General features: G+C 65.0%; 24 protein-coding genes and 1 pseudogene. 14 read left to right on the top strand and 11 right to left on the bottom strand.

Annotated features, from left to right (window positions below; translation table 11 throughout):
- Nucleotides 1-940 precede the first annotated feature (940 nt).
- The 5 genes from rpsT to coaBC form a co-directional block, all read right to left on the bottom strand.
- Nucleotides 941-1,213, bottom strand: a complete 273-nt coding sequence (gene rpsT / locus ACPFMJ_RS21345) for a 30S ribosomal protein S20 (RefSeq protein WP_424361879.1) — start codon at nucleotides 1,211-1,213, stop codon at nucleotides 941-943.
- Between the two features lie 148 nt (nucleotides 1,214-1,361).
- The gene (locus ACPFMJ_RS21340; protein ID WP_424361878.1) at nucleotides 1,362-2,135 is read right to left on the bottom strand and encodes an enoyl-CoA hydratase; all 774 of its coding nucleotides are present in this window, start codon (nucleotides 2,133-2,135) and stop codon (nucleotides 1,362-1,364) included.
- A gap of 69 nt (nucleotides 2,136-2,204) precedes the next feature.
- The gene (locus ACPFMJ_RS21335; protein WP_424361877.1) at nucleotides 2,205-2,642 is read right to left on the bottom strand and encodes an RrF2 family transcriptional regulator; all 438 of its coding nucleotides are present in this window, start codon (nucleotides 2,640-2,642) and stop codon (nucleotides 2,205-2,207) included.
- Entirely contained in the window at nucleotides 2,639-3,103 is a 465-nt protein-coding gene (gene dut / locus ACPFMJ_RS21330; protein WP_424361876.1) for a dUTP diphosphatase, read from the bottom strand. Before dut ends, ACPFMJ_RS21335 begins: the two co-directional genes overlap by 4 nt.
- Nucleotides 3,100-4,368 carry a bifunctional phosphopantothenoylcysteine decarboxylase/phosphopantothenate--cysteine ligase CoaBC gene (gene coaBC, locus ACPFMJ_RS21325; RefSeq protein ID WP_424361875.1) on the bottom strand — a complete coding sequence of 423 codons (1,269 nt, stop codon included), beginning with the start codon at nucleotides 4,366-4,368 and terminating at the stop codon, nucleotides 3,100-3,102. The genes dut and coaBC overlap by 4 nt, the downstream gene beginning before the upstream one ends.
- Nucleotides 4,369-4,509: 141 nt before the next feature.
- Here coaBC and ACPFMJ_RS21320 point away from each other — a divergent pair, with 141 nt between their 5' ends.
- A complete protein-coding gene (locus tag ACPFMJ_RS21320) occupies nucleotides 4,510-5,031 on the top strand; it encodes a DUF3124 domain-containing protein (RefSeq protein ID WP_424361874.1) in 522 nt (173 codons plus the stop codon).
- Between the two features lie 17 nt (nucleotides 5,032-5,048).
- Nucleotides 5,049-6,188, top strand: a complete 1,140-nt coding sequence (gene recF, locus ACPFMJ_RS21315) for a DNA replication/repair protein RecF (protein ID WP_424361873.1) — start codon at nucleotides 5,049-5,051, stop codon at nucleotides 6,186-6,188.
- Here recF and ACPFMJ_RS21310 read toward each other — a convergent pair.
- The gene (locus ACPFMJ_RS21310) at nucleotides 6,185-6,790 is read right to left on the bottom strand and encodes a transglycosylase domain-containing protein (protein WP_424361872.1); all 606 of its coding nucleotides are present in this window, start codon (nucleotides 6,788-6,790) and stop codon (nucleotides 6,185-6,187) included. The two genes, recF and ACPFMJ_RS21310, sit on opposite strands and share 4 nt — an antisense overlap.
- A 179-nt stretch (nucleotides 6,791-6,969) precedes the next feature.
- Here ACPFMJ_RS21310 and ACPFMJ_RS21305 point away from each other — a divergent pair, with 179 nt between their 5' ends.
- Nucleotides 6,970-7,158 carry a hypothetical protein gene (locus tag ACPFMJ_RS21305; RefSeq protein ID WP_424361871.1) on the top strand — a complete coding sequence of 63 codons (189 nt, stop codon included), beginning with the start codon at nucleotides 6,970-6,972 and terminating at the stop codon, nucleotides 7,156-7,158.
- Nucleotides 7,159-7,352: 194 nt separating this feature from the next.
- On the opposite strand, the gene ACPFMJ_RS21300 is transcribed toward ACPFMJ_RS21305, so the two are convergent.
- Nucleotides 7,353-8,522: a zinc-dependent alcohol dehydrogenase gene (locus ACPFMJ_RS21300; protein WP_424361870.1), complete on the bottom strand. Its 1,170-nt coding sequence runs from the start codon at nucleotides 8,520-8,522 to the stop codon at nucleotides 7,353-7,355.
- A 141-nt stretch (nucleotides 8,523-8,663) separates the two neighbouring features.
- Here ACPFMJ_RS21300 and recQ point away from each other — a divergent pair, with 141 nt between their 5' ends.
- The 9 genes and pseudogenes from recQ to ACPFMJ_RS21255 all read left to right on the top strand — a co-directional run bounded on the left by recQ (nucleotide 8,664) and on the right by ACPFMJ_RS21255 (nucleotide 16,617).
- Nucleotides 8,664-10,460, top strand: coding sequence for a DNA helicase RecQ (recQ, locus tag ACPFMJ_RS21295; protein WP_424361869.1), 1,797 nt, complete (start codon nucleotides 8,664-8,666; stop codon nucleotides 10,458-10,460).
- A gap of 251 nt (nucleotides 10,461-10,711) precedes the next feature.
- Nucleotides 10,712-11,179 (top strand): hypothetical protein, encoded by a 468-nt coding sequence (locus ACPFMJ_RS21290; RefSeq protein WP_424361868.1) that lies wholly within the window; start codon nucleotides 10,712-10,714, stop codon nucleotides 11,177-11,179.
- Nucleotides 11,180-11,255: 76 nt separating this feature from the next.
- Nucleotides 11,256-11,861, top strand: coding sequence for a glutathione S-transferase family protein (locus ACPFMJ_RS21285; protein ID WP_424361867.1), 606 nt, complete (start codon nucleotides 11,256-11,258; stop codon nucleotides 11,859-11,861).
- Nucleotides 11,862-12,918: 1,057 nt separating this feature from the next.
- Entirely contained in the window at nucleotides 12,919-13,461 is a 543-nt protein-coding gene (locus tag ACPFMJ_RS21280) for a hypothetical protein (protein ID WP_424363928.1), read from the top strand.
- Nucleotides 13,434-13,643, top strand: a pseudogene (locus ACPFMJ_RS21275) (toprim domain-containing protein); the annotation flags it as partial. The gene ACPFMJ_RS21280 and the pseudogene ACPFMJ_RS21275, both read left to right, overlap by 28 nt.
- Before the next feature lie 160 nt (nucleotides 13,644-13,803).
- A complete protein-coding gene (locus ACPFMJ_RS21270) occupies nucleotides 13,804-14,499 on the top strand; it encodes a hypothetical protein (protein WP_424361866.1) in 696 nt (231 codons plus the stop codon).
- A gap of 3 nt (nucleotides 14,500-14,502) precedes the next feature.
- Nucleotides 14,503-15,012, top strand: coding sequence for a Pvc16 family protein (locus tag ACPFMJ_RS21265; RefSeq protein ID WP_424361865.1), 510 nt, complete (start codon nucleotides 14,503-14,505; stop codon nucleotides 15,010-15,012).
- 86 nt (nucleotides 15,013-15,098) lie between these two features.
- Entirely contained in the window at nucleotides 15,099-15,296 is a 198-nt protein-coding gene (locus tag ACPFMJ_RS21260; RefSeq protein WP_424361864.1) for a (2Fe-2S) ferredoxin domain-containing protein, read from the top strand.
- Nucleotides 15,297-15,384: 88 nt separating this feature from the next.
- Complete coding sequence (locus tag ACPFMJ_RS21255; RefSeq protein ID WP_424361863.1) at nucleotides 15,385-16,617, top strand: L,D-transpeptidase family protein; 1,233 nt, start codon at nucleotides 15,385-15,387, stop codon at nucleotides 16,615-16,617.
- Here the strand turns inward: ACPFMJ_RS21255 and ACPFMJ_RS21250 are convergent.
- Nucleotides 16,614-17,081 carry a DUF2269 family protein gene (locus ACPFMJ_RS21250; protein ID WP_424361862.1) on the bottom strand — a complete coding sequence of 156 codons (468 nt, stop codon included), beginning with the start codon at nucleotides 17,079-17,081 and terminating at the stop codon, nucleotides 16,614-16,616. The genes ACPFMJ_RS21255 and ACPFMJ_RS21250 overlap by 4 nt on opposite strands.
- Nucleotides 17,081-18,334, bottom strand: coding sequence for an SDR family oxidoreductase (locus ACPFMJ_RS21245; protein WP_424361861.1), 1,254 nt, complete (start codon nucleotides 18,332-18,334; stop codon nucleotides 17,081-17,083). The genes ACPFMJ_RS21250 and ACPFMJ_RS21245 overlap by 1 nt, the downstream gene beginning before the upstream one ends.
- Before the next feature lie 99 nt (nucleotides 18,335-18,433).
- Here ACPFMJ_RS21245 and hemW point away from each other — a divergent pair, with 99 nt between their 5' ends.
- Both hemW and ACPFMJ_RS21235 read left to right on the top strand, forming a co-directional pair.
- On the top strand, nucleotides 18,434-19,600 hold the full coding sequence (hemW, locus tag ACPFMJ_RS21240; protein ID WP_424361860.1) for a radical SAM family heme chaperone HemW: 1,167 nt from the start codon (nucleotides 18,434-18,436) through the stop codon (nucleotides 19,598-19,600).
- 70 nt (nucleotides 19,601-19,670) lie between these two features.
- The gene (locus tag ACPFMJ_RS21235) at nucleotides 19,671-19,961 is read left to right on the top strand and encodes a hypothetical protein (protein ID WP_424361859.1); all 291 of its coding nucleotides are present in this window, start codon (nucleotides 19,671-19,673) and stop codon (nucleotides 19,959-19,961) included.
- Nucleotides 19,962-19,963: 2 nt separating this feature from the next.
- Here ACPFMJ_RS21235 and ligD read toward each other — a convergent pair whose 3' ends face one another.
- Nucleotides 19,964-22,417 carry a DNA ligase D gene (gene ligD, locus ACPFMJ_RS21230; protein ID WP_424361858.1) on the bottom strand — a complete coding sequence of 818 codons (2,454 nt, stop codon included), beginning with the start codon at nucleotides 22,415-22,417 and terminating at the stop codon, nucleotides 19,964-19,966.
- 3 nt (nucleotides 22,418-22,420) lie between these two features.
- Nucleotides 22,421-23,323, bottom strand: a complete 903-nt coding sequence (locus tag ACPFMJ_RS21225; RefSeq protein WP_424361857.1) for a Ku protein — start codon at nucleotides 23,321-23,323, stop codon at nucleotides 22,421-22,423.
- Nucleotides 23,324-23,352: the final 29 nt, after the last annotated feature.

The raw sequence follows: 23,352 nt of genomic DNA, 5'->3' as shown, positions 1-23,352 counted from the left end.
TCGCGGCCTTTTCCAAAAATGCGAGCGCAATCAATCACCCGCGCAAAACGCAGGCCAAGCGCTATTGAGACGAAGAACTGATATGCCTTGTTGGGCGGATCGCCGCCGATTTTAACGAGGTGGCCCCACGGCGAAACTCGCGCCGCCTGTCCTGGAATTCACATTATCGATCACGCCGGGAACGGAAACAAAAGAACGCAGCGCAAAACTCGCGCGCGCGATACGCAGCACTCCAATAACATTGGCTGGCCGCAGTTCCGTCATGACAAAACCCCCGGTTTCCGGGATCGAACGATCCCGGATCTTCAAACGCCCCGCAGAACCAACATTGAGCGCGACGGCTCTGCGAACTGATATTTTGAGTTTCAGATCGAACTGGAAGGAAACTGATCAGACGCCAAAAGCCTTGGCTTTCCGAGGCAGGATATCGACATGTCGTCGCTCCTTTTCGCACTCAGCCTGCAGCTGACGTAGTGACGTTGACCACTTTCGTTCGACGGACTTGACCCTACACGCGCGTCCCAATTCGCGCAACGACCGTCGTCATCCCACGGTCGTTGTTTCGCCAAGGGTGTGGCGCCCAAACAGCACGAACGACGCAGTAGCGTCTGTAAACCGATGATTCATCGCTAGTACCAATTCAGCTCACACATTCTCGTAATATGAGAAAAAGACTGCGCGGAAAGAATCTCGCGAAACTGTCAAGTGGGTCGCCAACACGTCCAAAATCAAGGCTTAGTTGCAAGAGATTGAATCAGGAGACATTTGAATGCGCGCAACTCTCACACGAAATTTTTTTTAAATCCTGTGACAGGATGACGTCAGAGCTGACAACGCACGGAGCAGCAAACAAAAAAAAGCCCGGCTGAGCCGGGCTTTTGTTGTTTCCAGAGTTTGTCTGAAAAACGGGCCGCGTTGCACGCCGAGCGCGCAATCTGCATCAGCCCTTGGCGGAGAGCGCCTTCACGCTCTTGCTCAGACGCGACACCTTGCGCGAAGCGGTGTTCTTGTGAATGACGCCCTTCTGAGCGGCGCGCATCATCTCCGGAACGGCGCTCTGCAGAGCGGTCGCCGCGAGAGCGGCGTCACCGGCCGCGATCGCCTCTTCGACCTTGCGCACGAAGGTGCGCATGCGGCTGCGACGCGCGCGATTGACGATGGTGCGGCGCTCGATCTTGCGAACGGCTTTTTTGGCCGAAGCGGTATTGGCCATGTTCTATCTGTCCTCGAAGCTGTAAGAGCGACTCACGGCCGCCAGAAAACGTTGCGGCCGCGAATTCGCGGCCACGTCGCGCGCCTTATAAGCGCCGCCCCCCGTTTCGTCAATGGCCGCCGAGGGGAAGAGCGCCCGCCGGCCCCGCTCAGCGGTTCCGGAACAACGGCTTCCGCTTCTCCACGAAGGCGGCCATGCCCTCCTTCTGATCCTCCGTGGCGAACAGGCTGTAAAAGACCCGCCGCTCATAGCGGACGCCCTCGGCCAGCGTCGTTTCGAAGGCGGCGTTAACCGCCTCCTTGGCCATCAGGGCCGCGGGCAGCGACATGGACGCGACGGCGGCCGCCGCCTTGAGCGCCTCGGCCAGGAGGTCGCCGGCGGGGACCACCCGCGCCACGAGGCCGGCCCGCTCGGCCTCTTCCGCCCCCATCATCCGGCCGGTCAGAATCAGATCCATCGCCTTGGCCTTGCCGACCGCGCGGGTGAGTCGCTGGGTGCCGCCCGCGCCGGGGATGACGCCGATCTTGATCTCGGGCTGGCCGAACTGGGCCGTGTCGGCGGCTATGATGAAGTCGCACATCATTGCGACCTCGCAGCCGCCGCCCAGCGCAAAGCCCGCGACCGCGGCAATGATCGGCTTGCGCGCGCGCGCCACCGTGTCCCAGCGGCCGATGAAGTCGCCGAGAAAGGCGTCGGCGAAGCTCTTGTCCTTCATCTCCTTGATGTCGGCGCCCGCCGCGAAGGCCTTCTCGGAGCCGGTGATGACGACGCAGCCGATCCCGTCGTCCTTCTCGAAGCCCGCCAGCGCGCAATCGAGCTCGCTGATGAGGAGGGCGTTGAGCGCGTTGAGCGCCTGCGGGCGATTGAGCCGCACGAGGCCCACGCGGCCATGGGTTTCGACTTCGATCGTCTCGTAGCTCATTTGTGGCCTCCTTTTCTGCATATGCGCCAATCCAAAAACCACTTCGCGTTTTCGGACGCATGCGGCTCGCTAAATCTCGAAATCGCTCGCCGGCTGCTTCTCGCCGAAGCCCTTCGCGATGGCGCGGGCGTAGAGGTCTTCGAGCGTGATGTCGTCCAGTCGCGACAGCGCCGCCTCTTCCGTCTCGGCGATCAGCGGCTCGAGAACGGCGACGAGCAACGCCGGCGACTGTTCCTCGTCCTCTTCGGCGCGCAAGGCGACCCGTACGATCTCGCCCACGCAAAGCCGGCGCCGTTCGCGCGCCAGTTCGTAGCCGCCGGCCGGGCCGCGCACGCTCTTTAGTATGCCGGCGCGAACCAGGGCCTGAAGGAGCGTTTCGAGGCGGCGCGGCGGCAGATCGTGCCGCGCGGCGAGCTCCTTCGAAGAGACCGGGCGCCCGCGCGCATGCAGGGCGACGTCGAGCGCCGCCATGAGGGCGAATCGCGCGGGCCTCGGCAGGAGCATCATTTCCCGGCGTCTCCGCCGATTCCGGTGGAGCCGAAACCGCCCTCCCCGCGCGCCGTCTCGCCGAGCTCCTCGGCCTCGACGAGAATCGCGCGCGTCACCGGCGCGACGACGAGCTGCGCGATGCGCATGCCGCGCGTGATCTCGAAAGGCTGGCCGCCATGATTGATGAGCAGCGCCTTCACCTCGCCGCGATAATCACAGTCGATCGTGCCCGGCGCGTTGAGCACGGTGACGCCATGCTCGACGGCGAGCCCCGAGCGCGGGCGGACTTGCGCCTCATAGCCCTCCGGCAGCGCGATCTGGACGCCTGTCGGAATCAGATCCCGCGCGCCCGGCTCCAGCACGAGCTTCTGCCCGGCGGGCAGCGCGGCGTAGAGATCGAGCCCCGCGGCGCCTTCGCTGGCATAGGCGGGAAGCGGCAGGCCCTCGCCATTGGCGAGGCGTCGGATCGAAACCTTCATTCGGCGGCCTCGCTCTTGTTCAGAATCTCGGCGAGGCGCGCGACGAGCGCTCCGGCGACCGCCTCTTTGCTCATGCGCGGCCAGCTCTCGACGCCGGCGCGCGAGACGAGATGCGCCTCGTTTGCGTCGCCGCCAAAAACGCCCGAGCCTTCGGAGACGTCGTTGGCGACGATGAGATCGCAACCCTTTCGGACGAGCTTTTCCTTTGCGTGGGCGATTACGTCGCGCGTCTCGGCCGCAAAGCCGACGACGAGGCTGGGACGGTTCGCCGCGCGGGAAACGGTGGCGAGAATGTCGGGGTTCTCGACAAGCGCGAAGGTCGGCGTCGCCACGCCCTTCTCTTTCTTTATCTTGTCGGCCGCGGCCTCGACGCGCCAATCCGCCACCGCCGCCGCGCCGATGAAAACGTCGGCGGGCATGGCGCGCTCGACAGCCGCGAACATCTCGCGCGCGCTCTCGACGCGCACCACGTCACAACCCGGGGGATCGATCAGCGTCACAGGGCCGGAAACGAGCGTCACGCGCGCCCCCGCCGCTACGGCGGCCGCGGCGATGGCGTGCCCCTGCTTGCCGGATGAGCGATTGGCGATGTAGCGCACGGGGTCGATCGCCTCATGCGTCGGCCCCGAGGTGACGACGACATGGCGGCCGGCGAGCGGGCCTTGTGAAACGGCGCCGGGAAGCGGCAGGCGCGTCTCGCCTTTCAGCGCTACCTCGATCGCCGCGACGATGTCGAGCGGCTCGCTCATGCGGCCGGGGCCATATTCGCCGCAGGCCATGGGGCCGTCTGCCGGACCGACGAAAAGCGCGCCGTCCTGCTTCAACAGAGCGACGTTGCGCTGCGTGGCAGGCGCGAGCCACATGCGGATATTCATTGCTGGCGCGTAGAGCACGCGCTTGCCGGTCGCGAGCAGCAGGGTGGTGGCGAGATCGTCGCAAAGCCCCTGCGCCGCGCGCGCGAGAAGATGCGCGGTCGCCGGCGCGACGACGATCAGGTCCGCGTCGCGGGAGAGCTGGATGTGCCCCATCTCCTGCTCGTCCGTCGCGGAGAACAAATCGTCATGGACCTTCTCGTTGGAGAGGCTGGTAAAGGCGAGCGGCGTGACGAATTCCTTCGCCGCCCTGGTCATGACGACGCGAACCCGCGCCCCGCGCTCGCGCAGGCGGCGCACGAGGTCGAGCGACTTATAGGCCGCGATCCCGCCGCCGACGATCAGCAAAATGCTCTTTCCGCCAAGGCTTTGCGCTATGTTTTGACCCGACAAGCCGAAGGCTCCCCTGCTCGATGCGCGCGGAGAATACAGATTTTGGGCGCAAGGCCAAAACGGCCATGGTCCGGCGCTCGCAATGGCCGCGCGGGCTTGGTAGAGGTGGGCGAACGCCATTCACCCGCCGCAGGCCGCCCCATGCAGACGACATCGCGCCTTCTCGCGCTCGGCATTCTTCTCGCCGCAACCCTGCCCGCCCATGGTCGCGACAAGGAGCAACCTTCCACCATCGTCAGCCCCGAAGCGACCGCTAGCGCGCCCGAGCAGAAACTTGCCGCGCGGGGGCGCTCTTTCGTGCCGCTGCATTCGACGCTCATCGGCCAGGGAGGAGCCGCGCGGCTGAATTTCTCGGGCCTGCTGTCGATCCACAATACGTCGGCGACGAACGTGCTGGCGGTGGAAAAGATCGACTATCGCAGCGGAAGCGGCCAGCTCGTGGAGAGCTACCTGCCCGAGCCCGTCTATCTTAAGCCCTACGCCGCGATGCAGGTCGTCATCGCTCAGGACGACGTTCGGGCCGGGGTAGGCGCGAGCTTTACGGTGGACTGGTCGACGCCGCCGGGCGGCGATGAGCCCGTCGTCGAAGCGGTCATGGCCGCCTTCGTCGGCACCCGCAGTTACAGCTTCCTCTCGCCGGGCCGTCGGGTTTCGCGCCCGTGAGTGCTATCTAGGCGGGAATGATCCGCGCCGATTCCCCGCCCGCGCCCCGCGTCACGCGGCTCACGCTTTCCGATTATCGCTCCTACGCATCGGCGCGCTGCGAGATCGACGCCCGTCTCGTCGCGCTCACGGGCGAGAACGGCGCCGGCAAGACCAATGTGCTCGAAGCCTTGTCGCTCTTTTCGCCAGGGCGGGGCCTGCGGCGCGCGGAGATTGGCGAGTGCGCCCGGCGCGACGGGGCTGGGGGCTTCGCGGTCTCAATTGAACTTGAGAGCGACGACGCGACCACGCAGCTCGGTCATGGCCTGACCCCCGAAGGCGAAAGGCAGTTCCGCATCGAGCGCGCGCCGGTCTCCTCCGCCCGCGCCTTCGCCGACCATCTGCGCGTTTTGTGGCTCACGCCCGCCATGGACGGGCTTTTCAACGGGCCGGCGGGCGACCGGCGCCGCTTTCTCGATCGTCTTGCGCTCGGCGTCGACGCCGATCATGGCGCGCGCGTCAACAAGCTGGAGCGCGCGCTGCGCAATCGCAACCGACTGCTCGAGGATGGCGTCTCCGACCGCCGCTGGCTGGACGCCGCAGAGCAGGAAATCGCTGCGCTCGGCGTCGCCGTCGCGGCGGCGCGGCGCGAGACGGTCTCGCGGCTCGCCTCGCTCATCGTCGCGAGCGAGAGCGTCTTTCCGTGGGCCGAAATCTCGATCGAAGGCGAGATCGAGAACATGCTGGCCGAGGCGCCCGCGCTCGTCGTCGAGGAGCGGTTCCGCGAAACGCTGAGCCAGACCCGCCGCCGCGACGCCGCCGCCGGTCGTACGCTGACCGGCCCGCAAACCAGCGACCTCGCCGTGCGCCACGGCCCCAAGAACGAAGCCGCGCGCGACTGCTCGACCGGCGAGCAGAAGGCGCTGCTGATGGGACTGACTCTCGCCCATGCGCGCCTCGTCGGCGAAATGACCGGCAAGGCGCCGCTGCTGCTGCTCGATGAAGTCGCGGCGCATTTCGATCCCAAACGCCGCGAGGCGCTGTTTCACGAGCTTGATATGCTGGGCGGGCAAGTGTGGATGACGGGCGCGGACCCGCTGCTTTTTACGTCGCTGACCGGTCGCGCGCAGATGCTGCATGTGACGCCGGGAATTCTGGAGAGAGTGAAGGCTGCTTAGTGCGCATCGTCAGAAAGAGGCAGAACCAAGAGGGCTTCTTGCTTAGCCTTTGCGATCTCCGCCTCGCTCGCGCACCCGCTCGCCTGCATCCGGTCGAGTATATAATCCCGCCGTTTGCGTCCTTGCTCTGGATGGGCGTCGTAGGTCGCAGGAGACCTCGTCAACCCGACGAGATAGGCGGTCTGCGCCAAAGATAGTTGGGTTGCGTCGACACCGAAATGAGTCTTCGCGCCGGCTGCAACGCCATATCCGCCACGGCCAAAGTATTGGCCGTTTAGCAAAGTCTCCAAGATATCGCTTCGAACCATCGCCTTTCCGATCCGCCACGACACAATGGCTCTTTTGACATGCCAATCTATTTGCCGCATTGGCGACTTCGTGGCTTCGAGCATTCTCCCTGCCAGCAAGTATTCAAGCCCGTTCGCGTTGAAGGGGTCGGACATAAACGCGCAGATGAATTGTTGCGGGATTTCAGCGAGCCGAGTGTAGCCACCCTGCCCCGATGAGCGTTGCTTCAGGGCCTCGTTCATTGTCTGAAGGTCGGGAATGTCGCGCTGCGCGTACCAATAAAAGCCGCAAACGGACGTGGCCAAAACCGCCACCACCCCGAGCGCGAAACGTCGGAGTGGAAGTTGGAGAGGGCGTCGCAAAACGGGAAATCGCATCTGCAATTATTCCAAAGACAATTCCCCGATGCTAGCTCTGCTTCACGGCGATATCGCGGCGGATCGACCTTAGCAATGTGCGGTATGCTAGACGCCGTCGATACGGGAGAAGCTCAATGGACTGGTACTGGTACGCAATCATCGTCGGCGTTGCGGCGCCGTGGGTCATCCTCAACGCCAGCCTGCGCAACACTTTCAAGGAGGGCGGCGCCGTCACCGGACTTTCGGTCTGGGCCGGCATGGCGCTGTCGACGACCTTGTTCGCGCTTCTGATTGGTTGGATCATCCATAAATTGCTTGCGTAAACGCCTACGGTATTGCTGGTCGCGAGCAAATCCCTCCCCTTTACGGGGAGGGTGGCCCCGCGAATGCGGGGTCGGGTGGGGTAAAGCTCCCAACATGCGCCAGTGAACCCCACCCGGCGGTCTTCGACCGCCGACCTCCCCGTAAAGGGGAGGTATGTGGCGCCCCACCGCTAGATTGCTGTCCAGAGAAGACGTTACGGCTGCAGCATCACCTTGACGCAGCCGTCCTTGTGGTTTCGGAACGTCTTGTAGAGATCCGGCCCCTCGTCGAGCCTGCCGCGATGCGTGACCACGAAGGACGGGTCGATGTCGCCCTTCTCGATGCGCTCGAGCAACTTCGGCATGTAGCGCTGCACCGGCGTCTGCGCCATCCTGAAGGTGAGGCCGCGATTGATCGCCGAGCCCATCGGGAATTTGTCGATAAAGCCGCCATAGACGCCGACGACGGAAATGGTTCCGAAGTTGCGGCAGCAATGCACGGCCTGCCGCAACACATGCGGCTGGTCGGTGCCGAGAAACGCCGCGACTTTCACGCGGTCGATGAAGGAGTCGATGCTGCCCGTCGGATCCGGCTCCGTGCCGACCGCATCGATGCAGGCGTCGGCGCCGCGGCCGTCGGTCATGGCGTTGATTGCGTCATAGATATCGACCTTGTGGAAATCGAGCGTCTCCGCGCCGGCCTTCTCGGCAAGCGCAAGGCGCTCCGGCACATGGTCGATGGCGATCACGCGCTCGGCCCCGAGCATGAAGGCGCTGCGGATCGCGAACTGCCCCACGGGTCCGCAGCCCCAGATGGCGATGGTTTCGCCGCCCTTGATGTCGCAGAATTCTGCGGCCATGTAGCCCGTCGGGAAAATATCCGAAAGGAAAAGCGCCTGATCGTCGGTCATCGACTCCGGAACCTTGATCGGACCGACATCCGCATAGGGCACGCGCAGATATTCCGCCTGGCCGCCACGATAGCCGCCGAGCAGATGTGAATAGCCGAAAAGCCCCGCCGGCGAATGGCCCCATAGCGTCTCGGCCTTGGCGCGATCAGGATTGGTGCGCTCGCAGGCGGAATAAAATCCGCGCTTGCAGAAATAGCACTCGCCGCATGAAATGGTGAAAGGCACGACGACGCGGTCGCCGACCTTCAGCTTCTTCACGTCGGAACCAACCTCCACGACCTCGCCCATGGTCTCGTGGCCGAGCACGTCGCCGTGACGCATCTGCGGAATGACGCCGTCGTAAATGTGTAGGTCCGAGCCGCAAATGGCGCAGGCCGTCACCTTGATCACCACGTCGCGCGGGTCTTCGATCGACGGATCGGGGACGCTTTCGCAGCGAATGTCGCCTTTGCCGTGAAAGGTAAGCGCCTTCATTGCAATGCTCCCGAAGCCGGCGGCGGCCCGTCCCGCGCGCCCCCCGTGAACTTGCATCCGGTCGGTTGGTTCCGCCGACCTCTCCGCGCTCCTCCTGAGGGGCAGGTCGCGCCTCGGCCCTGTTCATGCTAACTGCGGGTCATGCCCCTCCCCCCGCAAGCCCGCGCGCTGCTCAAATCCGTCTTCGGCTATGACGATTTCCGCTCCGGTCAGGCGGAGATCATCGCCGCCGTTCTGGAGGGCCGGCCGGTCCTCGCCGTCATGCCGACGGGCAGCGGCAAATCCATGTGCTACCAGCTTCCGGCCATCATGGAGGAGGCGCTCACCGTCGTGGTCTCGCCGCTCATCGCGCTGATGCGCGATCAGGTGCGGCAGATGAAGGCGCTCGGCGTTTCCGCCGCGACGCTCAACTCCATGAACGGCATGGAGGAGAACGACGAAGCCCGCCGCGCCATGCGCGAGGGCGATCTGCGGCTTCTCTATGTCTCGCCCGAGCGGCTCATGATGGACGGCCTCATCGCCGATCTTCGCCGGGCGAAGCCGCGCCGCCTCGCCATAGATGAGGCGCATTGCGTCTCGGAATGGGGACACGACTTCCGACCCGAATATCGCGAAATCGGCCGCGCCGCCGAAGCGCTCGGGAATATTCAGGTCGTGGGCCTCACCGCAACGGCCGACGCCGCGACGCGAGATGACATCGCAAAGCGTCTTTTTCCGTCGCCGCCGCAGCTCTTCCTGCACAGCTTCGACCGGCCGAACATCGCGCTCAATTTCGCGCTGAAGGACCAGCCGCGGCGGCAATTGTCGCGCTTTCTAGAACGCCACAAGGGCGAAAGCGGCATCGTCTATTGCTCCTCGCGCCAGCGCACCGAGGATCTGGCCGCCTACTTTCAGGAGCAAGGCTACGACGCCCTGCCCTATCACGCTGGCCTCGATCAGGAGACGCGCAACCGCAATGGCGACCGCTTCCTGCGCGAAGATGGCGTCGTCGCCGTCGCCACCATCGCCTTCGGCATGGGGGTCAACAAGCCCGACGTGCGCTTCGTGGCGCATGCCGACATGCCGTCTTCGGTCGAGAGCTATTACCAGGAAATCGGCCGCGCCGGCCGCGACGGTCTGCCCGCCGATACGCTGACGCTTTACGGCCTCGACGACATGGCCTTCAGACGCCGCCGCATCGACGAAAAGGAAGTTGGCGAAGATCGCCGCCGCATCGAGCATGAACGCTTCTCCGCGCTCGCCACGCTCTGCGAGACGCCGCGCTGCCGACGCCAGACGCTGCTTGCCTACTTTGCCGAAGAAGCGCCGCCTTGCGGGCGCTGCGACGTCTGCCAGGGGAAAGTCGCGGTCTTTGACGGCCTCATTCCCGCGCAGAAGGCGCTCTCGGCCGTCTATCGCACCGGCCAGCGCTTCGGCGCGAACCACATTGCAGACGTGCTGCGGGGCGAAGCGACCGACGCCGTGCGCCGCCACGGCCATGACGCCATCAAGACCTTCGGCGTCGGCAAGGAGCATTCGAAGCAGGAGTGGGCCTCGATCCTGCGCCAGCTCTTCGCCGCCGGCGCCCTGCAAACGGCGAGCGCGGAGCATGGCGGCTTCGCGCTCACGGCGAAGGGCGAGGACATTCTCTTCGGCCGCGAAAGGATCCTGCTGCGCAGCGATCCGCTGACGCGCCGGGAGAAGCGGCAGAAAGAGGCGACCAATCTCGACGAAGCGACGGACCGTATCCTCTCGACGCTCAAGCGCAAGCGGCGCGAGCTCGCGCAGGAGGAAGGCGTGCCCGCCTATGTTATCTTCGCCGATCGCACGCTCATCGACATGGCGGAGAAACGCCCCTCGACGCTGGACGAAATGCTCGAAGTGCACGGCGTCGGCGAGCGCAAAGTGGCGCGCTATGGCGACGCCTTTCTGGAAGCGCTGGAAGAGGCGTTGCGGTGATTACTCCCTCTCCCCGCTCGCGGGGAGAGGGTTGGGGTGAGGGGCGAAGGGCTCAGCCGAGCCTGCGAGTTTAAAAAGAAATCGCAAGGCGATCTGAGATTGTCGAAGCGGCCTGCCCCTCACGCTAGCCCTCTCCCCGTTCAACGGGGGGAGGGATCGCTTCCCTGCTTGCGCCATGCGTGTTCGCACACATCCTTTGGAGTGGTTCGGCGTCATCATTCCCCTACGACCTGAACAGAAGGGGATTGACCATGACGACGCCTATTCCAAGCAGAGCAACGCTCGCCTGCCTCATCGGCGCATTTCTCGCGCCCACCGCGCTCTGTGCGCAAGAGTTCAAGCTGCAGGCGATGACCCTGATGGACGGCAATTGCCGCCTACAGGCGCAGGGAGGCGCCATTCCCTGCAAGGGCACGGTCATGTGGACCGAATTCAAGAACGGCCGAACGATGCTGTCCTTCTTCAAGGACAATAACAGCTACACGGTCTCGGGCGAGACGACGGCTCAGCCCAGCGAGGGCGAATATCGTCAGCCGATCGACACGATAAGATATTTCGACGGCGACAAATTGCTGGACGCGGACGAGAACGCCAAAGGCGCATGCCTGTTCAATTTGAAGGCGAACACGATCAAGTGCGAAGTGGACGGCCACCATAAGAAAGCCCACTACGCCTTCGAACTCGACAAGGTCCACAACATCGAGCGGAAAGACTTCTAGCTTGAGCGACGCCTTCCGAGGCCGCCGGGCGTTGGCGCCCCGGTTGCAAATGTCGGAGACCGAAAGGCGCCAACCCATGAAATTCTATATGACGCCGGGCTCCTGCTCGACCGGCATTCACATCCTTCTCGAGGAAATCGGCCTCGTTTTCGAGGCCCATATCCTCAACCTGCCGCGCGGCGACCATCTCAGGCCCGATTATCTCGCCATCAACCCCAATGGCACGATTCCGACGCTCGTTCTCGATGACGGGACCGCGCTGACCGATTTCGTCAGCATTGCGACATGGCTGGCGCGGACCTATCCCCGCCGAAAGCTCTTGCCCGACGATCCCGTCCTCGCCGACGAAGCGCGCGCGATGCTCGATTTCTGCACGCGCCACATTCATGGCGAGGCCTTCCGCCGCGTTTTCACGCCCGATCGTTACGGCCCCGACCCGGATGCGACGATCTCGGAAGGCCACGCGATCGCCGCCTCCGCCTTCGAGGCCGTCGACCGCGAAATCGCCGGTCGCGAATACGCCATCGGCCCGTTTACGATCGCCGACGCCGCGCTGTTCTATGTCGAGTTCTGGGCCGACAAGACCGGCATGTCCCTGCCCCATAATTGCGCCGCGCATTACCAGCGCATGAAGGCGCGCCCTGCCGTGCGGCAGGTGCTGGCGGAAGAAGGCTATCGCTGAGCCTCCATCATGATCGCTTCGCCGCGTTCGCGTGCGAAATCGCACGGAGACCGATCGCTTCCCCTCGTATTCTCTCCAGAAGACGTTGGAGAGAAAAAATGAACCAGACGATACGCCGCTATGGATGGCTGCTCGCCCTGCTGTTCCTGACGCTCGGCGCCGCAGGGCTTTGGACCGTCTCGGCCACCCACGACATCTCCCTCGCTGCGAGTGAAATCCAGAGCCGCCCCGGCATGTACATCGGCGATACCGACGACGGAATCCATCAAGGTTCTGCGCATCACATCGATTTACGATGTATATCGGCGATAACGGTATCGACGGCACCGGCCTGCATCACATGGTCTATGAGGTCGTCGACAACGCCATCGACGAGGCGCTCGCCGGTCATGCGACGCGCGTTACGGTCACGCTCAACGCCGACGGCTCCTGCACCGTCACGATAACGGCCGCGGCATTCCGACCGACATCCACCCGAAGAGGGCGTGTCGGCCGCCAACGTCATCATGACGCAGCTCCATGCGGGCGGCAAATTCGACCAGAACTCCTACAAGGTTTCCGGCGGCCTGCATGGCGTCGGCGTCTCGGTCGTCAACGCGCTGTCGACGTGGCTCAAGCTGCGCATCTGGCGCGAAGGCAAAGAGCACTTCATGGAGTTCAGGCATGGCGACGCCGTCGATGACCTGAAGGTCGTCGGCGAAGCGCCCGTGGAGGACGGCGCGCCGAAGCGCGGGACGGAAGTCACCTTCCAGCCCTCGCCCGCGACCTTCACCATGGTCGAGTTCGATTACGCGACGATCGAGCATCGCCTGCGCGAGCTCGCCTTCCTGAATTCGGGGGTGCGCATCGTCCTGACCGACGCGCGCCACGCCGACGTCAAGCGGAGGAGTTTTCTACGAAGGCGGGCTCGAGGCCTTCGTGCGCTATCTCGATCGCGCCAAGACGTCGGCGATCGGCGATCCAATCATGATCCAGGGCGACAAGGACGGCATCAGCGTCGAGGTCGCGCTGTGGTGGAACGACAGTTACACGAGAATGTGCTGGCTTCACCAACAACATCCCGCAGCGCGACGGCGGCACGCATCTCGCCGGCTTTCCGCGGCGCGCTGACGCGCCAGATCACCGGCTACGCGGATTCGTCGGGGCTGACGAAGCGCGAGAAGGTCGATCTTTCCGGCGACGATGCGCGCGAGGCCTGACGTGCGTGCTGTCGGTGAAGGTGCCGGATCCGAAATTCTCATCGCAGACGAAGGACAAGCTCGTCTCGTCGGAAGTGCGACCGGCGGTCGAGATCGATGGTGAACGATCAGCTCGGCCAATGGCTCGAAGAGCATCCGGCCGAGGAAGCGAAGGTCGTCGTCGGCAAGGTCGTCGAGGCTGCGCCGCGCGCGAAGCGGCGCGCAAGGCTCGCGATCTCACGCGCCGCAAGGGCGCGCTCGACGTCGCCTCCGGCTGCCGGGCAAGCTTCGCCGACTGCCAGGAGCGCGACCCGGCGAAGACCGAACTTTTCATCGTCGAGGGTGACTCGGCCGGCGGCACCGCGAAGCAGGGCGCGAGCGCGAGTTCCAGGCCGTGCTGCCGCTGCGCGGCAAGATTCTGAACGTCGAGCGCGCGCGCTTCGACAAGATGCTGTCGTCGGAGCAGGTCGGCACGAACTCATCACCGCGCTCGGCACGGGCATCGGCCGCGACGAGTTCAACGCTCGACAAGCTGCGCTATCACAAGATCATCATCATGACCGACGCCGACGTCGACGGCGCACACATCCGCACGCTGATCCTGACCTTCTTCTACCGGCAGATGCCGGAGCTGATCGAGCGCGGCCATATCTTCATCGCGCAGCCGCCGCTGTACAAAGTGACCAAGGGCAAGTCCGACGCAATATCTCAAGGACGAGCGCGCGCTCGAGGATTATCTGATCGACTCGCTGCTCGACGGCGCGGTGCTCCGCACCGGCTCCGAGGATCGCGCCGGCGCCGATCTGCGCAAGGTGCTGGAGGACGCGCGCGCCTTCCGCACCGTGATGGCGAGCCTGCATTCGCGCTACGACCGCAGCGTCGTCGAGCAGACCGCGATGGCGGGCGCGCTCAAGCCGCATGGCGATGACGCGGAGGCGGAGAGGCTTGCAACGGAAGTCGCGCGCCGTCTCGACGCCATCGCCGAAGAGACAGAGCGCGGCTGGACCGGGGAGCCCCTCGAGGGCGGTTACGTCTTCAAGCGCACGCTGCGCGGCGTGACGCAGGCCGTCATGCTCGACGCGGCGATGCTCAACTCGTCAGAAGCGCGCAAGCTGCAGGAGCGCGCGGATTCGCTGCGCGACGTCTTCTCCGCGCCCGCGACGCTTATCCGCCGCGGCGACGAGGCGCCGCTCTCCGGCCCCATCGCGCTCTACGAGGCCATGAGCCAGATCGGCCGCAAGGGCCTCACCATCCAGCGCTACAAAGGCTTGGGCGAGATGAACGCCGAGCAGCTTTGGGAGACGACGCTCGACCGGGAGGCGCGTTCGCTCTTGCAGGTGAAGGTGAAGGAGGCCGCCGAAGCCGACGACATTTTCGTGAAGCTGATGGGCGACGTGGTGGAGCCGCGCCGCGAGTTCATCCACGAGAATGCGCTTAACGTCGCAAATCTGGACGTCTAGGCGATGACGCACGCTCTCGCCGCCGCCGCCGTGTTGCGAGAGATCGTCTCCCGATTGAGCGAGAGCCTGCCCGAAGAGCTCAAGGAGCCGCCTTTCAACGCAACAGTCGCTCGTCTGGGCGGCAAGAGCTTGCGCGAGACGGCGGAGCGCCCGGTTCTGGGTCTCTATCTCTACCGCTTCCGAACCGACCACCCGGCGTCTCATGGCCCAACGCCGCCTCTCGCGGGACAGGTTCCTCTCACGCTCCATTGCCTTCTCGTCGCCCTGGCGGACGATCCGGATGTCGAGACAGAACTCATGAACTGGGGAATGCGCCAGATGGCCCGCATGCCCATCGTGACGCTGGAGCACGAAACGTCCCCGCACGCCGACCTTTCCGTCGCCCTGGTGAAAGCGAGGATTGTCGAAGACGATCTCCCAACTGAAACGCTCATGCAAATCTGGACGGCGATGCGCACGGACTATCGGCTTTCGACGCCTTACGTCGTGCATGGGCTCATTCTTTCGTCCTGATCTCCCACATGGCCGCTCCTGCGCAACCCACCCGCCTCCTCGTCTGCGTCGGCCCAAATTGCGACGCGCAAGGGCGTGGGCGCGCCTTGCTGGCCGAGGTGCAACTGGCCACGCACGACGCTTTCCCAGACGAACTGGCGGACGGTCGCCTGAAAATCTCTACGCGCGAATGCCTGCGGCTGTGCACGCGCGATCCGGTGGTGCGCATCGAACCTTCGGGCGACGCCTTCTCCGATCCCGACATTGACGAGCTGATGCTCGAGATCGCCAAAACGCTGAAATAGCGGCGCCCCGTTTTTCCGCGCGCCTCCTGCGCGCTAGATAAGGCTGCGACGAGCCGGCGCGGGTGACGCCGCCGATCCGAGCAGCCTCATGAAACGCAAACCCTTCGCCAGCGCCGTGGCGCTCATGGCGTTCTCTGCATTTTTCTTCGCTCATGGCCCAGCCGGCGCGCAGCGCGACGAGCAACCGCCCTCCGCCGATGAGCGGCAGGAAGCTGCGCCGCCCGCCGCCGAGGCTGAACGTCCATCGCGCCCGGCGCCGGAATTCGGCCCGGAAACCGCACGCGACGCCGCCGAAGCCGCGCGCCGCTACGCCAACATCGCGGCCAATGGCGGCTGGCCGCGCCTTGCGAAGGGCAAGCCCCTCCCCGCGCTGCGCCGCCGCCTTGCGATCGAAGGCTATCTTTCGCGCGAGGAGAGCGAGGGCGACAAATGGGACGATACGCTGTCCGACGCGGTGCGCCGCTTTCAGGCGCATGTCGGTCTTGACCAGACCGGCGAGGTCTCCCGCGAAACGCTGCGCGCATTGAACGTCCCCGCTGCGACCCGCGCGCGCGCACTGGCGGCGACTGCGGCGCGTCTCGCTCGAATTCATTTTCGCTTCGGGGATCGCTATGTCGCGGTGAACATCCCCGCCGCTTCGGTCGAGGCCGTCGAGAACGACGAGGCGGTCAAGCGCTTTACCGCCGTCGTCGGCGGGCACCGCCACCACTCGCCGCAGGTCGTTACGAAAATCGTCTCAATCGACATCAACCCGACCTGGACCGTGCCGGCTTCGATCATCAAGAAGGAGCTCGCGCCGAAATTGAGGCGCAACCCGCATTATTTCGAACGCGAGAACATCCGCATTCTCGACAGCAGAGGCCGTGAGGTCGATCCGCGCAAGCTGCGCGGCGTATCGAGCCGGCGCGCAGCGCATTTCACCTTCCGTCAGGAGCCGGGGCCGAAAAACGCGTTGGGCTCGCTTCGCATCTCCATGCCGAACAGCCACGACGTGTTCATGCACGATACGCCGCACAAGGATCTTTTCGAGAGAGATTTTCGTTTCCTCTCGCATGGCTGCGTTCGCGTCGAGGGCGTCTACGACCTCGCCGACTGGCTTTTGCAGGATACCGGCGACTGGGACGCGTCGAGGCTGAGAGACGAAGAAGAGCAAGGCAGGACGGAGAAGATCAAACTGAGTGGGCCCGTCCCGGTCGCCTGGGTCTATATGACCGGCTGGTCGACGGGAGACGGCCCGGCCTTTTTCCGCCACGACATCTACAATCTCGACAAGGGGACGAAGCTGCCGGCGCATAGCGGCGGCGCCGTCGCGCGTCGCTAAAATTGCGGCTTGTCGACCATCAGCCAGAAAATGCCGAGCATGGCGATGAAGGCCGGCCAGCCGAGCGCGAACCACCACCAGAAAAAGCGCTTGTAACGCGGCGGCAGCGCCTCGCCGCTTTCAAGGCATGCCTCAGCCATACGCGCCATCTGCATCTGCAGCCACACAACGGGCAGCCAGCAGGCGCCGACGAAAATGTAGAGCGCGACGGACGCCAATATCCAATGCGTATCGAGCGGCCAGCCTTCCTCCATGGCGAGCGCGACGCCCGTGACGGGCTGCACGATCACGGCGGGCGTCGTGAAGATCCAATCGGCCAGAACCACATTCTTGTTGCCCGCGACAATGGCGCGCAAATCGCCGCGCAGATTGGTCGCGAGCCCATGAAAGGCCGTGCCCAGCCCTGTGCCGAAGAGCACCGTCGAGCTGATGATGTGAATCCACTTCAGCACGGTCACGTCCATCAGTCCGACTCCAGCGCGATCATGACGAGTACGGCGGCCGCGAGCGGGACGTTTTTGAGGATGGGACCGAAAGGATGCAGCCAGTATTCGCTGGGCAGGCCGAGCGCAAGCAGCGTGAAGGCCGCCATGCTCGCAAGCTGGAGCCCGCCGATGAGGACCGGCCGCCAGCGGCGCAGCAACAATAGGCCCAGGAGAAGATCAAGCATGGCGCCGCCATAAAGCGCGATCGACGCGAGCGCGCCCGAAAGCCCCAGCGACGCCAGCATCGCATAGCTCTTTGCGACTGGATAAAGCCCAAGCGACAAAAGCCCGCTCGCGATCCAGAGGAAAGCGAGGCTGAAGCGCAAGACAGGACGCAGGAAAAAGAGCCGCGCGGCGAGCCTGTCGGCTTCCGAGGCTGGCTCTTGCGCCAGCGCCTGTCGCAGATCGCGCGGCGGGCGCCCGAGCGCCGCGGTCAGCGGGCTGGGATCGGAGACATTGCCACGGGCGAGCATACGGATCACGTCGGGGTTCAGCGGCCCGCTCGTGAAGCGCCCGCCAATCTCGGCCATGATCTCGAACAGCCGGTCGGGAATGCGGACCGAGCCGGTGGGAGGCAAGCCGAGCCAGTTCCGAAGAATCCTTGTCAGCTCGTAGGGCGACATCGGCTCCGGCCCCACCACGTCGATCAGCCGGGGCGACTCCGCGCCCTCCGCGAGGCGGGCGACGAGCTCCGCGAGATCGTCGACATGGACAGGCTGGAAGCGCCAGTCGTCGCGGCCGATGCGGGGGAGCGTCGGGAAAGCGGCGGCGGCAAGGAGCCAGGTCGTGCTCGCCCCGCCCCGGCCAACGACGACAGAGGGCCGCAGCACCCGCCAGTCGAGCCGCGTTCCATGCGGGTCGGCGTCGAGAAAGAAGGCTTCGGCCGTGCCCTTGCTGCGCTGGTAATCCGTCTCTCCCTGCGGCGCCGCGCCCAAGGCCGAAATATGGATAAAACGCTTGGCGCCGGCGGCGATGCAGGCCGAAAAAAGCCGCATGGCGCCTTCCGCGTGCACGGCGTCCATCGTGTTCGCGCCCTCGTCGCGCACGAGCCCGGCGCAATTGACGACAACCTCGAAGCCCGAAATCTTTCGGCGCAGCCGCTCGGCGTCGTCGCGGGCGATATCGACATCGGCGCGCCCGGCCGCCATCACGGCATGGCCCCCCGCCAAGAGCCGCCCGGCTATGTGGCGGCCGATAAAGCCAGTTCCGCCGACAATGAGGATACGCGCCAAGGGACCCCCAAGTAAAATCGGGACTTCCGCCGCCAACCATATAGGAGCTTGGCCGGCTCCCGGCCCTGCAATTCGGGCGTTTTCGTGCCATAAGGAGGCATGGCGACGATTCGAAATGCTTTCGACCCGGGCTTCGGCGTTTACGTCCACTGGCCGTTCTGCCTGTCGAAATGCCCCTATTGCGACTTCAACAGCCACGTCCGCCGCGGCGACGTGGACGAGGATCGCTTTGTCGAAGCCTTCGCCGCGGAGATCGCCCACCGCGCCAGGCTCGCCCCGGGACGCGAGGTCCGCTCGGTGTTCTTCGGCGGCGGCACGCCCTCGCTGATGGCGCCTTCGACCACCGCGGCTATTATCGACCAAATCGCCAAGCACTGGACGATGGCCAAGGACGTCGAGATCACGCTCGAGGCCAACCCCACGAGCGTCGAGGCGTCGCGCTTCAAGGGCTTCAAGGCGGCGGGCGTCAACCGCGTCTCGCTCGGCCTCCAGGCTCTGAACGACATCGACCTCAAGGCGCTCGGCCGGCAGCATTCGGTCGCCGAGTCGCTGATGGCGCTGGACGTGGCGACGAGCGTTTTCGAACGCGTCAGTTTCGACCTGATCTACGGCCGCACGGGGCAGACCCCCGCGGCGTGGCGCAAGGAGCTCGACCTCGCGCTCACCCGCGCGCCGGAGCATGTTTCGCTCTATCAGCTCACCATCGAGCCCGACACGCTGTTCGAGCGCATGGTCAATACGGGGAAGATGACGGTCCCAGACGTCGACACCCAGCGCGCGCTCTGGGACGTCACGCAGGAGATCACGGCCCGCCACGGTCTGCCCTCATACGAGGTCTCCAACCACGCCCGCCCCGGCGCGGAGTGCCGGCACAATCTCGTTTACTGGCGCTATGGCGAATATGCCGGCGTCGGCCCCGGCGCGCATGGCCGCATCATCACCACGCGCGGCCGCCGCGCGCAGGCGACCGAAAAACATCCCGAGATGTGGCTCACCTGCGTCGAGACGGAAGGCCATGGCCTCGTCGAGGACGAGTTGCTCAATTCGGAGCAGGAGGGCGACGAGTTCCTGCTGATGGGCCTGCGCCTGCGCGAAGGGATTGATCCGCAGCGTTATTTCCTGCTGACCGGCAAGAAGCTCTCGCAGTCGCGCATCAGCGAATTGATCGGGGATGGGCTTGTCGAGGTCACGCGCGAGAACCGCCTTCGCGTGAGTTCCGAGGGCTTCCCCGTGCTCGACGCGGTCGTGGCGGACCTCGCGGCCTGAAGCTTCAAGGAACCAAAACGCGAGGTGAACGCTTATCCTTAAGGGCCACCCTTTTTAGGAGAGCGTTTTCATGTCCATCACTGATATTCTCGTTCAGGTCGTCGCCGGCGCGCTCGGCGGCAAGGCGGCGGGCAAGGCCACGAAGAGCGACAATGCGCTCGGCGACCTCATCAGCGGCGCCCTTGGCGGCGGGCTCGGCGGACAGATTCTCAGCGCCATCATCCCATCCCTCGCGAGCGCGGCCAGCGGCGGCGGCAGTTTCGATCTGGGCGTGCTGCTCGGACAGGCGGCGGGCGGCGGCATCACGGGCGCGGTCGTGACGATGCTCTACAACGTGCTAAAAAAGCGGTTCGTCGGCTAAGTCTAGCCAGCATTCTCCCGCATGAAGGCGAGCGCGCCGGGCGCGATCGTCTGTTTCATCGCAAAGAAATCGCGCCAGCCGTCTTCGACCTTCCCCGCCGTGCGAATGTCGAAGGCGGCGGCGTTGTCGACGGCGCCAAGCGCCTTCCATGACAAAGGCGTCGCCACCGTCGCGCCATTGCGGGCGCGCAGCGACCATGGCAGGATCGCCGTCGCCGTCTTCTTGTTGCGCAGCCAGTCGATATAGATGCGGCCCGTGCGCTTGCGCTTGCTCATATTGGCGACGAAGCGGCTCGGCTCCTGCCGCGCGAGCCCGCGCGCAAAACCGGCGGCGAAGACTTCCGTGTCGGCGTAAGTGAGCGAGCGATCCAGCGGGAGCACGATGTGAATGCCCTTGCCGCCGGTGACGAGCGGCCAGGATCGCAGGCCGATCTCCTTGAGATATTCGCGAATATCCGCCGCCGCCTTGCTGACTTCCCTGAACGGCAGGTCTTCGTCCGGATCGAGATCGAAGACCATGCGGTCCGGCCGGTCGAGATCGCTCGCAAGCGACATCCAGCCATGAATCTCGATGGCACCGAATTGCGCCGCCGTATGCAGGCCAAGCGCGCCGTCGAGCGCGATATAGGGCTCGTCTTCGTTCGCAACCGTTAGAATGCCGCGCGTCATGCCCTTGAGCGGATGACGCTGGAAAAACAGCTCCTCGATATTCTCCGGCGCGCGTAGCAGGCTGATCGGCCGGTCCAGCAGATGCGGCGCCATGCGCGGCGCGATGGCGTCGTAATATTCCGCAATCTCGCCCTTGGTGATCCCGTCCGCCGGATAGACGACGCGGCTTGCATGCGTGATGCGCGACAGCTTCGGCGCCTGCGTCGGCTCGGCCACTGGTTTCGCCCTCACGTCTTCGCGCACGCCAAGAAAGCGCGCCTGCCGCAACTGGCCGTCCATCGTCCAGCCGCCAAAGCGCACTTCCGCCGGAAAGGGCGTCGCAATGAGCACGGAGCCTTTTGGGATCTTGTCGGCGGCCAAAAGCTTCGGCGCATTCTTTTCTGTCGCGCGCTTGGCGAGCAAGGGTTCGAGCGCGCCACGCTTTCGCGCATCATAGCCCGTGCCGATGCGCCCGACGTAACGCAGGCCCTCGGGCGTTTCCTTTGCGGCGATGAGGGACGCAAAGGACTCGCCCTTCTCGGACGGCCGATAGCCGACGATCAGCACATCTTCGCGAAAGTCGCCCTTGATCTTCAGCCAGTCGGAAAAGCGCCCGCTGCGATAGGGACGATCGGCGCGCTTGGCGATGATCCCCTCCGCGCCCGCCTGCGTCGCCTCGCGAAAGACCGTTGCGCCGTCGCCTTCGATATAGTCGCCGTAGCGAAGTGGGCCGCCGCTTTTCGCCAACAATTTCCTGAGCCGCTCTTTGCGTTTACGCAGCGGCTCGCGGCGCAGATCCTCTTCGTCGAGCGTCAGCAGATCGAAAGCGACGAATTCGACGCGCTCGCTGCGCCCCGCCTCCAGCGCTGCGACGAGCATCGCGAAATCGGAAAGCCCCTTCTCGTCGAAAACCACCGCCTCGCCGTCGATCAGCGCGTTGCGACAGGGAAGCGCGAAGGCCGCGCGCGCAAGGCCGGGAAAGCGGTTCGTCCAGTCGAGGCCCGTGCGGGTGTAGACGACCGCTCCCCCGGCGCCAGTCGCCAGCTCGAGGCGATAGCCGTCATATTTGAGTTCGAAAATCCAGTCGGAGCCGGAGGGCGGAGTCTCCGCCGTTTCGCAGAGCTGCGGCGCGATGAATTTCGGCGTCGGCGCGCTGGCGATCGGCTCGTCGGACCAATAGGCGGCCTTGGCGCGCGCGGCCGGCGCCTTGCGGCGCTTGGCCTTGGCCCCGCGTTCGATCTCCTCGCGCGTGCGGCCGGTGGCGGCGCTCGTCTGGAAGCGCTCCGTCAAATTCTCATCGGCGTCCGCGTAAGCGTCCCGCTCTTTTATCAGCAGCCAGTTCTCGCCCTTGTCCCTGGTCTTCATGCGCACGAGCACATAGCCGCCTTTCATGCGCTCGCCATTTGCGAGGAACTTGATCTCGCCCTTCTCCAGCGCCGCCAGCGGATCGCCGTTCTGCGGCGCATAAGTCGCATCCTCCCACAGCATCACCGTGCCGCCGCCATATTCGCCCTTGGGGATGAGACCTTCGAAATCGCCGTAATCGAGGGGGTGGTCCTCCGTGCGCACGGCGAGGCGCCTGTCCGCCGGATTGGCCGAAGGCCCGCGCGTGACCGCCCAGCTCTTCAGCACGCCGTCCATTTCGAGCCGCAGATCGAAATGCTCCCGCCTGGCGAAATGCCGCTGCACGACGAGGCGCGGCTCGGCGCCGCGGGAGACGCCGCCCTGCGGCTCCGGCGTGACGGCGAAATCGCGCCGGGCGCGATAGGCGGCGAGCGCGCCGTCGTCTTTCCTGGCGCGCGTCGGCATGATTTACGCCCGCCGCCGCGCCGGAGCCTTCGAGCTTTTGGAAGACTTGGCGGGAGCTGCCTTCTTCGCGGGGGCCCTGCCCTTTTTCGGCGGTTCGGGGGGCGCCTCGCCGCCGCCGCTCGCCGCGACCGAGCGCTTCAGCGCCTCCATGAAGTCCAGCACCTTGGCGCCCGGCTCGGCCTGCTCCTCCACGGGCACGGTCTCGCCGCGACCGAGCTTCGCCTTCACGAGATCGCGCAGCGCCTCGGCATAATGATTGCGGAACTTCGCGGCGTCGAACGGTTCGCTCCGGCGCTCGATGAGATCCTCCGCCATCTGCACCATGTCTTCGCGCGGCTTCTCCCGCCCGATGGACGAGAAGATCTCGTCGGCGTTCTTCAATTCGCTCTCGTAGCGGAGCGTATCGAGCACGAGCCCCTGCCCTTCGCCGACGGGGAAAAGCGCAACCAAATTCTCGCGCCCCCGCAAGGTGAGCTGCCCGATGCCGACCTTATGCTTTGACCAGAGGGCGTCTCGCAGCACGCGATAGCCTTCCTCCGCGACCTCCCCGTCCGGCAGCACGTAATAGGGCCGGTTGAAATAAAGCGGCTCGATTTCGTCGGCGTCGACGAATTGCGAAAGTTCGATCGTGTGGCGCGAGGAGAGCTTCAGCGAATCCAGCTCTTCGTCTTCCATGAAGACGTAGTTGCCCGGCTCGACCTCATAGCCGAGGACGATGTCCTCTTTCTTCACCTCGCCCTTGCCCGGCGCGACCTTGAGATAGCGGATCCGCTGCTTGGAATTGCGGTCGACCTGATGGAAGCGGATCTCGGACTCGGCCTTCTCGGCCGCGACCAGCCGGACGGGGATCGACACGAGGGCAAGGCGCAGATGGCCCTTCCAGAAGGTGCGCGCCGACTCGGCCATGACGTGAACTCCGACGCATTACTCGACCG

Source organism: Methylocystis parvus, assembly GCF_049675845.1.
GTDB lineage: Bacteria > Pseudomonadota > Alphaproteobacteria > Rhizobiales > Beijerinckiaceae > Methylocystis > Methylocystis parvus_A.
The sequence above is the reverse complement of the archived record's forward strand: the minus strand, read 5'-3'. Positions and strand labels throughout refer to the sequence as shown.

Coding starts and splice junctions, on each gene's coding strand:
- rpsT (WP_424361879.1), bottom strand. CDS start 1,213: ATGGCCAATACCGCTTCGGCCAAAAAAGCCGTTCGCAAGATCGAGCGC.
- ACPFMJ_RS21340 (WP_424361878.1), bottom strand. CDS start 2,135: ATGAGCTACGAGACGATCGAAGTCGAAACCCATGGCCGCGTGGGCCTC.
- ACPFMJ_RS21335 (WP_424361877.1), bottom strand. CDS start 2,642: ATGATGCTCCTGCCGAGGCCCGCGCGATTCGCCCTCATGGCGGCGCTC.
- dut (WP_424361876.1), bottom strand. CDS start 3,103: ATGAAGGTTTCGATCCGACGCCTCGCCAATGGCGAGGGCCTGCCGCTT.
- ACPFMJ_RS21320 (WP_424361874.1), top strand. CDS start 4,510: ATGCAGACGACATCGCGCCTTCTCGCGCTCGGCATTCTTCTCGCCGCA.
- recF (WP_424361873.1), top strand. CDS start 5,049: ATGATCCGCGCCGATTCCCCGCCCGCGCCCCGCGTCACGCGGCTCACG.
- ACPFMJ_RS21305 (WP_424361871.1), top strand. CDS start 6,970: ATGGACTGGTACTGGTACGCAATCATCGTCGGCGTTGCGGCGCCGTGG.
- ACPFMJ_RS21300 (WP_424361870.1), bottom strand. CDS start 8,522: ATGAAGGCGCTTACCTTTCACGGCAAAGGCGACATTCGCTGCGAAAGC.
- recQ (WP_424361869.1), top strand. CDS start 8,664: ATGCCCCTCCCCCCGCAAGCCCGCGCGCTGCTCAAATCCGTCTTCGGC.
- ACPFMJ_RS21290 (WP_424361868.1), top strand. CDS start 10,712: ATGACGACGCCTATTCCAAGCAGAGCAACGCTCGCCTGCCTCATCGGC.
- ACPFMJ_RS21285 (WP_424361867.1), top strand. CDS start 11,256: ATGAAATTCTATATGACGCCGGGCTCCTGCTCGACCGGCATTCACATC.
- ACPFMJ_RS21265 (WP_424361865.1), top strand. CDS start 14,503: ATGACGCACGCTCTCGCCGCCGCCGCCGTGTTGCGAGAGATCGTCTCC.
- ACPFMJ_RS21255 (WP_424361863.1), top strand. CDS start 15,385: ATGAAACGCAAACCCTTCGCCAGCGCCGTGGCGCTCATGGCGTTCTCT.
- ACPFMJ_RS21250 (WP_424361862.1), bottom strand. CDS start 17,081: ATGGACGTGACCGTGCTGAAGTGGATTCACATCATCAGCTCGACGGTG.
- hemW (WP_424361860.1), top strand. CDS start 18,434: ATGGCGACGATTCGAAATGCTTTCGACCCGGGCTTCGGCGTTTACGTC.
- ACPFMJ_RS21235 (WP_424361859.1), top strand. CDS start 19,671: ATGTCCATCACTGATATTCTCGTTCAGGTCGTCGCCGGCGCGCTCGGC.
- ligD (WP_424361858.1), bottom strand. CDS start 22,417: ATGCCGACGCGCGCCAGGAAAGACGACGGCGCGCTCGCCGCCTATCGC.
- ACPFMJ_RS21225 (WP_424361857.1), bottom strand. CDS start 23,323: ATGGCCGAGTCGGCGCGCACCTTCTGGAAGGGCCATCTGCGCCTTGCC.